At 68.4% G+C, this 11,089-nt stretch carries 6 protein-coding genes; 4 read left to right on the top strand and 2 right to left on the bottom strand.

Annotated elements, in window-relative coordinates; all coding sequences use genetic code 11:
* Positions 1 to 451: 451 nt before the first annotated feature.
* From ROR02_RS14740 to addB, 4 genes are all read left to right on the top strand, one after another.
* Positions 452 to 3,709: a LamG domain-containing protein gene (locus ROR02_RS14740; RefSeq protein WP_147164808.1), complete on the top strand. Its 3,258-nt coding sequence runs from the start codon at positions 452 to 454 to the stop codon at positions 3,707 to 3,709.
* Positions 3,710 to 3,721: 12 nt separating this feature from the next.
* Positions 3,722 to 4,240, top strand: coding sequence for a hypothetical protein (locus ROR02_RS14735; RefSeq protein ID WP_147164807.1), 519 nt, complete (start codon positions 3,722 to 3,724; stop codon positions 4,238 to 4,240).
* A gap of 21 nt (positions 4,241 to 4,261) precedes the next feature.
* Complete coding sequence (locus tag ROR02_RS14730) at positions 4,262 to 5,329, top strand: hypothetical protein (RefSeq protein ID WP_147164806.1); 1,068 nt, start codon at positions 4,262 to 4,264, stop codon at positions 5,327 to 5,329.
* A gap of 148 nt (positions 5,330 to 5,477) precedes the next feature.
* Positions 5,478 to 8,519 carry a double-strand break repair protein AddB gene (gene addB, locus ROR02_RS14725; protein WP_147164805.1) on the top strand — a complete coding sequence of 1,014 codons (3,042 nt, stop codon included), beginning with the start codon at positions 5,478 to 5,480 and terminating at the stop codon, positions 8,517 to 8,519.
* Positions 8,520 to 8,610: 91 nt separating this feature from the next.
* Here addB and ROR02_RS16680 read toward each other — a convergent pair whose 3' ends face one another.
* Positions 8,611 to 9,240, bottom strand: coding sequence for a LysE family transporter (locus tag ROR02_RS16680; protein ID WP_170245140.1), 630 nt, complete (start codon positions 9,238 to 9,240; stop codon positions 8,611 to 8,613).
* 119 nt (positions 9,241 to 9,359) lie between these two features.
* On the bottom strand, positions 9,360 to 11,048 hold the full coding sequence (locus tag ROR02_RS14715) for a methyl-accepting chemotaxis protein (protein WP_147164803.1): 1,689 nt from the start codon (positions 11,046 to 11,048) through the stop codon (positions 9,360 to 9,362).
* Between the last annotated feature and the right edge of the window lie 41 nt (positions 11,049 to 11,089).

Raw genomic sequence — 11,089 nt, 5'->3', positions numbered from 1 at the left:
TCTAAAGTTTTTCAGGGAAAGAAGGACACCGCTTTTCCCGAAAAGACAGACTCAAACAAAGGGATTCACAGTCTGTCTCCTTCCCTCTGAAGCCGACGGACTCTCGTCTTCGGACATCGAACTATGGTCCGAACCTTCGCGCGATGAACGAAGCCACCAAAGGACGATTTAACACAAAAAAATCTTTTCTAGTTGCTCGAACTCCTCCGGTGGATAATACTGAAAAAACAAATCAAGACCGGACGGACAGACCAGCGAATTATTGAAATAAAAAAAATTTTTTCTATGAAATTAATCATCAGCTTTCGCGAATCAATCAAATAAATACATAATATATTCATTATAATTCAATATTTCCATCATAATAAATCGCGGAATCTCGTTGTTTTCAGCCCCATGCGACACCTCCCGATACCGGGATGCCTGACGCCCAAGGGCAAGGAGCGCCTCCATGACCTTGCAGGATGTCTCTTCGATGGTCAGCAGCTATAATGCGATGGACCTGGATGCCTTGTCGTCGGCGCGCCTCGCGCCCGACGCCGCCTCTCGAATTTCTGAAAGCCAGCCTTTCACTCTTGATGCCTGGATCCGCTTCAACGGGCTGGCCGCCCGGACCACGGTCTTGGAACAAGAGGGGGTTTTCTGGTTTGGCAGTCAGGGATCCTTGATCGGCTTTCACTTCGCCGGCGGTCCCGTGATCGTGTCCGATCCCGCGCAACCGTCGCTGAAGGACGGCCGCTGGCATTATCTGTGCGTCACCTTCGACGGATCGATGGTGCGCCTGTACCTGGACGGCCAGTTCAACAGCGGCGAAAGCGCCATGCCCACGCGGGCCCCCAGCCCCAACCCGGTGGTGATTGGTCGCGCCTTGCAGGGCTTCGTGCGCCAGGTGCGGGTATACAACACGGTCCTGGAGGCTGAAGCGGTCCAAAGGGCCATGTTCGGCCCGCCGCCCGAGGGCACGGTGCTCGTGGATCTGGATTTCACCGTCAATCCGCCGATCGACCGGGGTGCGGCGGCCCACGCCATCACGCTTGAAAACAACGCCCGCCTCATTCAGGTGACACCGGCCGTTTCCCTGCGGGCGGGGGGCTTTGTCCGCCCGATGGGAGAGCCCCTTCCCAATCCGGGGGGCGCCCGTATCGATCCCTACACCGTGCAGGCGTGGGTGTTCGTCACCGCGGCCCCCGATGAACCCCATGCGATTTTCGTGAACAGCGACCCCGACCTGCAAACCGGCATGGGCCTGTGCGTGCAAGAAGAGCCGGGGACGGATCGGGTCAAGGTCCTGTCGCGGCGGGGGTCGGGCGGGGAGGATTGGCAGCGGCTGCTGTCAACCGCCTCCCTTCCCATGAAACGCTGGATTAACGTCGCCACCACCTTCGACGGCACCACCTTGCGCGTGTACCTCAACGGGGTGCTGGACAGCGCCAAGGCCTGCCCGCCCCTTCCCCTGTCCCAACCGCGCGGCGAGCTTCTGATCGGGGCGGGCAGCGTGAGCGCCGATGCCCTGGCCCCCCGGACCTTCCAGGGCTTCGTGCGCGAGGTGGACGTGTGGAAAAGGGCACTGAGCGCGGACCAGATCCAGGCGGCCATGGCCGCAAGCCCCGAGCCCGACGCCGAAGGCCTGGCAGCGGCCTACGTTTTTGTGCATGGCTTTGTCGGCGACTTCTTCCAGGGGGCCCCCGTGGCCCTGGCGGAAGGCGCCCTGTTGTCGGGCCAAGTGAGTCCGGCTCCCGTGACGCCCCCCATGCCCCCGCGCCTCGCACGCGAGGATAGCGTCCCGTTGGACGCGGGGCTGGAAGCCGGGCTGATGGCCAGCCTGCGCGCCGGGCTGGATTTCAGCGATCTTGAGCGCACCCACGGCGCCATCCTGGACGACTCCATGGCCCGCGACATCGCCATGTTCACCGATCCGGACGATCGCGCTCTGGTTGAAAATGCCTGGCGCAAGGCCCGGCGCACGCTGGCCGAGGATCCCGCCGGCCTGGGGTTGCTGATCACCCGCCACGAAATCAACGAAGAACGGCTGCTGGTCGCGCACGGCCCCACCGAATCCACCGTGGTCTTCCGCGCCTCCATCCACGCCATTGATGACTGCACGCTGTGGAGAATCAACGTGCTCCTCATCCTCGTCGTGGGCTTCATCGACGCGGTGACGGGTCTTGGCGCCAGGTCAACCCCCAAGGCCGTGACGCTCCTGGGCGAGGCCGTGAAGGAGTCGTCCGTGGCCGGAGCCATGGGGGCCATGGGAACGGGTTTGACGGCGGCGGGCGTCATACATGTCGGAGCCGCGCTATACAAAACTGGATACTTGCGCCGCCTTCTTGTCGCCTTGCTGGAGGTCGGCGTCTGGATGATCGTCCGCCTTGTCGTCCAGATCGTGGCCTGCCTCTCCGGGGTGGCGAGTGCCCGTCTCGTTGCCACGCTGGCCGCCACGGTTGCCGCTCTTGTCGTGGCCTGGCTGGCCCGGCCGGAGAAGTGCAAACCCTTGCCAAGCGTCACGCTGACCAGCCTTGCCTTTGATTTCAATCCCGCCGGCATCCCGAGCAACGCCCTGCCGATCCGGGAGAATTTCGCAACACCCCTCCCGGTGCCCGAGTGGATCCCCGGCCGGATCCAACCCACCGAGGCCCCGTGCGCCTACGCTCTTTCGGTGGTTTCTGACCGGACGCCCTGGATTCGAGCCACCGTCACGCTCTCCCGAGCGACCCCGAGAACGGTCAAGATCCGGGCCGTCGGCGGCGGCCTGCTGGGCTCCATCGACCCCACCCCCCTGATTTTCGCGGGCACCACGGCGGTTGTTTATCTGCCCTTGACCCACCACACCCTGGCCGCCGGGGGCGTGCGCCGCCAGGACGTCGAGTGGACATGGTACTACCAGATCGACACCGAAATGTGGGTGGAGTGCGCAACCACCCGGCACCGGGTATACGTGACCTTGGACCTGCCCACCCAACCCTGGCAACAGACTGGCGGCCGCGCGAATCCGCAACTTCCCTGGGTCAGGGTCCTGGATCATGCCTGCGACTGGGCCAGCGGGGCCACCACCCGCGAGCAGGTTCTGGAAGCCGTTACCGTCAGGGTCAACGCGGGTCTCGGTCTGGTGTACGATACCCAGAACGGAGCGCCCGCCTACACGACGAGCGGGTTTTGGGGCCTCGGGCAGTTCCTGTGCACCGATTTCCTGGATTTCCTGGCAACGCGGGGAGGCCGGGGCCGCGTGGTCAATTGCACCGACTGCGCCACCATCGTGACCACGTTCGCGAACATTCTGGGCACGAACGTGTGCGCCGCGATCATGGGCTCGGGCACCGGGTTTGAATGCAACCAGATCCTGGCCCTTGGCACCGAGACGTGGAAAAAACCCTTCATGGACAGCTCGACTGGATCGGGGGGAGTGTTTCGCTTTCACGAAGTCGCCTGGACAGGAACGTGCAGCTACGCCGATCCCCTGTACGATGCCTGCCTGCGCTACGATACGGGAAACTATCCCTGGGAAACCACCCCCCACACGGCGGGCCTGCCGGCCGGGGTGCCGTTTTCGGTGTTCGGCCCCGGCCCCTCGCCCTTCGTGCCCCTGGCGGCGGCGCTCACCCGAACCACGTACCGCGAACGCCTGGCCGCCAACACCGCCCGGGGCATTCCGGCCTGCGTGCCGCAAGGCAGTCAGGACAATACCAATTCCGGCCGGCGGCCCGTTGTGTAAGGAGGCGCGATCATGAACGAACAGGAATGGCGCGAGGCCGCCAGGCAGCACTTCGGGTTTGACCAGTGGCCCCGCCCCCTGGCCCGCGCGGCCGAAGACGCGGTGCCCCAGGTGCGGGGGTTCGCCCTGCTCCCCCCCGACGAGGCCCGCGACGAGGCCGGCGCATGGATCTTCGAGCGCCGCGCCGCCTACGATCCGTCGGGCTACACCGATTTCTTCCGGCAACCGGACCATCCCCACCGCCGGGCCGAGGTCAGCGTGCACGAATGCGCGAGCCACGACGAGGCACGGCTGGCCTTGCTTGACCGTTTGTCCCATTGCACGGCTGTCACCGTGCCCCGCCTGACCGAGGTGGCCCTGGGTGACGTGGCCTTCAAGGGACACGGCGACTTTGTGTCGTTCGTCAGTTTCGTGCGCCACAACCTGATGATCACCATCCGCAGCATCGGGGACGAACCCGTTTCGGTTCTGCCGCTGGCCACGCTGGTGGACAGGCAGATCCAGGACCAGGCCCGCCCGCCGACCGGATAACCCCCCGCCCGGACGAAAACCATGGACCAGAAACTCCGGTTTTGGACGGCTCCCGCCGGCGCCTTGTACGACGACCTGTTTGTTCGCGACACGTTCAACGACCCGGGTTCCATTCCCTCCCAGGGAAACCCGTGCCAGTCGCCGGACATCATTCCCTACCGCGACCAGCTTCTGGACTGGGACACCGCCGTTTCCCGGTACAACGGCCCCGATCTGGGCGAGCCCATCGTCACGGGGGGTGTCAACAACATCTATGTGCGGGCCCGCAACCTGAGCCGGGAGGCCGCGAGCGGCACCGCGTCGTTGTATTACGCCGATGCCTCGCTGTTCTTGCTGCCCAACACCTGGACTCGGGTCAATACCGCCAGCGGCAGCGGGACCGCGCCCCTGGTCGATGGCCGGGGGAGCCCGACCATCGCCGCCGGGTGGGTTGCCCTTTCCTCGCCCGCGTTCCTGCTCACCGGGCTGCCGCCGGGGGCGCATTACTGCACCATCGCCGTCCTTCAAACCCCGGCCCATCCGGTCACGATTCCCGCCCGCTTCCCCTCCAACGCGGCCTTTACCCAATGGGTGCAGGACAACCCGGCCGTGGGCTGGCGCAACATCGATTACGCCCCCAACCAGAAAACCCAGATCATCCGCACCTACCGCTTTGGCAACACCAACCAGAGTCCGGCCTATTTTCACTTCCGGATTCTGGGCCGGGGGTTTGCGACGGGCACCGCGGTCAACGCCCAGTGCTCGAACGTCGCGTGCCGGATCGACCAGGCCCTGACCCTTCCCGCTCCCGACGCCCAGGGCAACCAGATCACCGGGTTCGATGCCAGCGCGCCCGCGAACTTCTCGGGTGATCTGGTGGTTACCGTTACCTCGCCCGGCGGGCCGTTCCCGGATGGCGCCAGGCTGTCGGTGACGTACTATCAGTACCCGGCCCTTGAGGAGGAACTGGACCTGAACGTGGCCCGGCTCGCCCTGACCCGCAAGCCGGCCAGCCAGGGCCTGATGCTGGAAGCCGCCCCCTTGCTGATCGAGTTGGGCGAATGCACCCTGGTCATGGTGGGCGGCCTGCCCGCCAACGCCGAAGGGTAAGCGCCGCCCCCCTTGCCGCCCCCGCGCGCAAGGCTACAATGCCCAGGCCCGGCGCGCGGCGCGTGCCGGAGCCACGCCCGGGGGAACCGCCCCCGGAATCGGGCGGGCGGAGCCCCCGCGTTCCGCCCGCGCTGCCAAGGATCCGCCCATGCCCGCCGTTGCCAGCATCCCGGCCGCATTGCCCTTTCTCGACACCCTGGCCGCCGGGCTGATCGCCACCTTGGGCCGGAATCCCGACCCCCTGGCCCTGGCCTCGGCCACCGTGCTGCTGCCCACCCGGCGCGCCTGCCGCGCCCTGCGCGAGGCCCTGTTGCGCGCCCAGGGAGGCCAGGCCAGCCTGACGCCGCGCATCGTGCCCCTGGGCCACCTGGAGGAAGACGAGACCCTGGGGGCGGAAACCCTGGGCGCCGACCCTTTGGGCGCGGGCCGGGGCGAGACCCTGGATCTGCCCCCGGCCCTGCCCGGTCCCACGCGCCTCGTGCTGCTGACACGGCTGGTCCTGGCGCGCAGCCCCGACATGACCCCGGCCCAGGCCACCCGCCTGGCCGGCGACCTCGCCCGCCTGCTCGATCAGGCCCAGACCGAGGGCGTGGATCTGAACCGCCTGCCCGACCTGCTGCGCGAGGCGCCGCGCGCCGCCGAACTGGCCCGGCACTGGCACCTGACCGTCGATTTCCTGGGCCTGCTGACCACGGTGTGGCCGCCCCTCCTGGAAGCCCATGGGGCCCTGGACGCGGCCGAGCACCGCAACCGGGTTCTGGCCCGCCAGGCCGCCGCCTGGGCGCGTCATCCCCCTGCCGGGCCGATCCTTGCCGCCGGGTCCACCGGCTCGATCCCCGCCACGGCTGCCTTGCTGCGCGTGATCGCGGACCTGCCCCAGGGCCTGGTCATCCTGCCCGGCCTCGATACCAGCCTGGACGAGGAAAGCTGGAACGCGCTGGAGGATACCCACCCCCAGGCCGGCTTGCGCCGGCTGCTGGAGGATCTGGGCCTCACGCGCGCCGACGTGCGGCCCTATCCGCCGCCCGGGGTGGACCTGCCCCACCTGACCGGGTGCGCGAGCCCGGCACGCGCGCGGCTGGTCAGCGAGGCCCTGCGCCCGGCCGCCACCACCGACGCCTGGCGCCACCTGGGCCCCGTCGCCCCCGAGCTGGCCGGCGCCCTTGAGGGACTCAGCCTTGTCGAGGCCCCCACCGAGCGCGAGGAAGCCGCCGCCATCGCCGTTGTTCTGCGCGAGGCGCTGGAAACCCCGGGCCGCACCGCCGCCCTGGTGACCCCCGACCGCACCTTGGCGCGCCGGGTCGTGGCCGCGCTCGACCGCTGGGGCATGCAGGTGGACGACAGCGCCGGCCAGCCCCTGGGCCTGACCCCCGTCGGCACCTTCCTGCGCCTGGCCGCCCACGCGGTGGCCGAAAACCTGGCGCCCGTCCCCCTGCTTGCCTTGCTGCAACACCCGCTGGCCGCTGGCGGCGAGGCCCCGGCCGTGTTTCGCGCCCGGGCGCGGCGCCTGGACCGCGAGGTTCTGCGCGGCCCGCGCCCGGCCCCGGGGTTCGCCGGTCTTGCCGCCGCCCTGGCACCCCTGGCCAAGGACGCGCCGCGCACCCACGCCTCGCTCTCGCGCGCGCTGTCCCGGCTGGAAGCGCTGGCGGCGCCCTTCATCGCGGTGATGGCCCGCCCCGGCGCTCCCCTGGCCGACCTGCTGGAAGCCCACCTGCGCTTTGCCGAGGCCCTGGCCGCCGCGCGGGTGGACGGGGTTCTGGTGCCCGGTCCCGCCCGCCTGTGGGCCGGCGAGGCCGGCGAGGCCGCCGCCCTGGCCCTTGCCGCCCTGGCCGAGGCCGCCCCCCCCCTGGACAACCTGGCGCCCCGCCATTACCCGGCCCTGTTCGATGCCCTGATCGGCCAGGGCATCGTGCGCCCGCGCTTCGACCGCCATCCCCGCCTTGCCCTGTGGGGCCCCCTGGAAGCGCGCTTGCAACGCCCCGACGTGCTGATCCTGGGGGGGCTGAACGAAGGCACCTGGCCGGCCCAGGTGGAAACCGGCCCCTGGATGAGCCGCCCGATGATGGACGTGTTGGGCCTGCCCCAGCCCGAACGCCGGGTGGGGCTTGCCGCCCACGACATCGCCCAGGCCCTGCACGCCCCCACCTTGGTGCTGACCCGCAGCACCCGGGTGGAGGGCTCGCCCACCGTGCCCTCGCGCTGGCTCACCCGCTTGCAAACCGTCGTGGGCGCCGCCGGGCTGGGCGAGGCCTTCGCCCGGGCCCGGGCCGCCGGCGCCGCGCGCCTCGCCTGGGCCCGCGCCCTGGAGCAGCCCGAAGGGCCACCGGTCCGCGCCCCGCAACCGGCGCCGTGCCCGCCGGTGGAGGTCCGTCCCCGCCGCCTGTCGGCCACCCGGGTTGAAACCTGGATGCGCGACCCCTACGCCATCTATGCAGAATTCATCCTGGGGTTGCGCCCCCTCGATCCCCTGGACGCCGACCCCAGCCGGGCCGAATACGGCACCTTGATCCACAAAGCCCTGGAAGACTTCGTGATAAAGTATCCCGAGGCGCTACCCGAGAATGTCGAGACGGAACTGATCGCCCTGGGCACCGAGCGGTTCAAGGATCACATGGCCCGCCCGGGCGTGCGCACCTTCTGGTGGCCCCGCTTCCAGCGCATCGCCGCCTGGATCGCCCGCGAGGAAGTCCGCCGCCGCCCCGATCTGCTGAGCGTGTGGGCCGAAGCCACGGCCCGCCTGACCCTTGAAGGCCCGGCCGGCTCCTTCCTGCTTACCGCGACCGCCGATCGCCTGGAACGGCGCCGCGATGGCACCGTGGGACTCATCGACTACAAGACCGGCATGCCCCCTTCGGCCCGGGAAATCGGGGCCGGACTCGCCCCGCAACTGCCCCTGGAAGCCGCCCTGGCCCAGCGTGGCGGTTTCAAGGAGGTCGGCAACGCCTCGGTCGGGGAACTGGCCTTCTGGCGCCTGACCGGCACCCGCGAAGGCGGCCAGGCCCGCTTGGCCACCGCCGATCCCGCCGAGGCCGCCAAAACCGCCCTGGATGGCCTCAAGGGCCTGATCGCCGTGTTCGACCGCCCGGAAACCCCCTACCTCGCCCGCCCCCACCCCGACCATGCTCCGCGCTTCAACCCCTATCAGCACCTGGCCCGGGTGGGTGAATGGGCCGGGGCCGAGGACGAATAAAGGCCGGGAAGGCGCAACCGCCCCCCCCCGGTTCATGAGGGGGGCCCCGTCCCTTCCGCCGGAACGGGGACCATGCCGGCCAGAAAGCGCGTCACCCCCCGAAGGCGATTTTCCAGAAGCCCAGGCCGGCGAAGGCGGCCAGACCCACGGCGCACGCCCCGTTCAAGCCTCGCCACAGGCGGGGCCCCAGGCACCGGCGCGCCCAGGCGATCAGCCCCGCGCACACGAAGCACCACAGCACCGACGACAGCATGAACCCGCCCAGGAACACGGCAAACGCCCGGCCGTCGGGATTGTCCACGCCCAGGGCGGCGATGGTGCCGCCGAGGGCGGCCCAGTAGGTGATGTTGAGGGGATTGGACAGCGACAACGCCGCGCCACTGACCAGGGCCGAACGGTCCAGCCCCCCCGAGGCACCGGTGGGCACGGCCGGGCACGGGCCGAGGGCATCGCGGCCCGCCTGCCACGCCATCCACGCAAGCAGGATCGACCCCGCCACGGCCAGGGGCGTTTCGATGTAGGGCAGCCGGAACAGCACCGCCGCGCCCCCCAGCCCCAGAACCGCCCAGGTGAGATCACCGGCCAGCGAACCGATCTGGACCGCGAGCGCCGGCCCGTATCCTCCCCCAAGCCCCCGCCGCAGACTTTCGGCGAACACCACGCCGGGCGCCACGTTGAACAGCAGGCCGAGCAAAAAAGCAGAACAAAACAGGTTGATCATGGGAACACTCTCGTTCGGGACGGATCCCCATGTCAGCCCACTCCTTGCCTCCTGTCTTGTTCCTGATTTCACCGCGTGCGCGATCGCGGGCCGTGGGGGCGCATGGGTTTCTCGCTCCCCTACCGGGACGCGCCCCGGCCGGTGCCGCCTCGCAGCTGGTCCAGCAGGGCCAGAACCTCGTGCGAGGCCGTTTTCACCTGCTCGAACGAGGCCATCGCCTGATCGGCATTGCCGGCCTTGAATGCCTTGATGGCCTCGATCCCGCAGTGATGAACGCGGTGGTGCGGATCGGACAGCGCGGCGAACGCGGGAGCGTTCCGGTAGGGAAGCGAGCCCTCGCCGTGGATCCATTGCCCCAGGCGACACGTGGTTTCGTCGCGCAGGTCGTTCAGATCGGGCACCGCCTCCTGGCCCAGCAGCACCAAGGCGAGGTAACGCTTCCACGACACATGATCGACCTTGGCCATCATCAGGATGTTGTCGGGAATCGGCCGGGTGGAAAGCAGGGCCAGCAGTGCTTTCATGCTTTCACCCACCCCTTGAAGCGCCTGCGAGCTGTGCTCGATGGCGTCGGCGTTGCTGCTGATCTGCTGGCTCACGGTTTCGATGCCCTGGGACATCAGGCTGGTGGCCGTGGCCTGCTGGATCAGCACCCGCGACATTTCGGTGATGCGTCCGGTCACGTCGCCCACCAGGGTGTCCATCTCGCCCATGCGCTGGCCCATCGCGCCCATGGTGTCGCGTCCCCGGGCGATGGCCTCGGTTCCCCGGGTGATGGTTTCGACAATCGCAGTCATTTCGGTGCGCAGCGCCTCGATGCGCGCCCCGATGTCGGCGGCGGCGCCCGCCGTCTGGTTCGACAGGGCCTTGACCTCGCCCGCGACCACGGCGAACCCCTTGCCCATTTCCCCCGCCCTTGCCGCCTCGATGGTGGCATTCAAGGCCAGCAGATTGGTCTGGTGGGCGATCTGCTGGATCGAGGCCAGGATGGCGCCAATGGCGTCCGAGGCTTCGGCCAGCACCCTCACCTGCCGGGCCGCGTCGCCCACCGTGCGTTCCACCGCGCCGAATTCCCCGATCGCGGCGTCCACCGCGCCCCGGGATTCAGCGGTCAGGGCGTGAGCCGACTGCGACAGACTGACCACGTTTTCCGATCGTTCGGCCATTTCCCTGATGCCGGCCACCATTTCCTCGGTGGCCACGGCCATGTTTTCGGCTTGCACGCGCGAGATCTTGATGCCCGCCCCTACCCGGGCGTTGGCGATCGCGCCTTCGTGCACCGCGATCGAGACGCCCACCGCGTCCTCCAGCATGCGCCGCGAGAATGTTGCCAGCTCGTCGGCCTGCCGGCCCATGACATCGACGGTTTTATTGATGCTCGTCGCATGCCGGCCAAACTGGCCGCGCAGGCCCCGGGGCAGGATCTTGCGGTAATAAACCCCGCGCGCGGACGCGGCCATGGCGGCGTCCGCTTCGTTGGCGAAGTCCTCGGTCAGATCCAAGGTCCGGTTCACGTTGTGCAGCAAGCGCCCGATGTTGCCCCGCCCCCGGACCCCCAGGACCCGCACCCCCAGATCCCCCTGGGCCATTCTGTCGAGGGCGACGATGGCCTTGTTCAGGCTGCGCCGGGCGAAAATCAGCCAATACAGGGCAAGAAAGGACAAACCACACAAAAGGCCGTCCAAGACCAGATCAAAAATCGATGCTTCAATCACGGCGTGGATGAGTCCGGCCAGGCTTACCCCGCTCAGGACGCAAACGACGAGAAACGCCTTTGACAACGACGACAGATTGGTCAGTGCGCGCATGCTCTGGTCCCCTTGGGGCCTGGACCGTGGGCTAATACCAA

The organism is Pararhodospirillum oryzae (assembly GCF_007992075.1).
GTDB classification, from domain to species: Bacteria; Pseudomonadota; Alphaproteobacteria; order Rhodospirillales; family Rhodospirillaceae; genus Pararhodospirillum; species Pararhodospirillum oryzae.
Note: the sequence above shows the minus strand (reverse complement) of the source record. Positions and strands in the feature narration are given on the sequence as shown.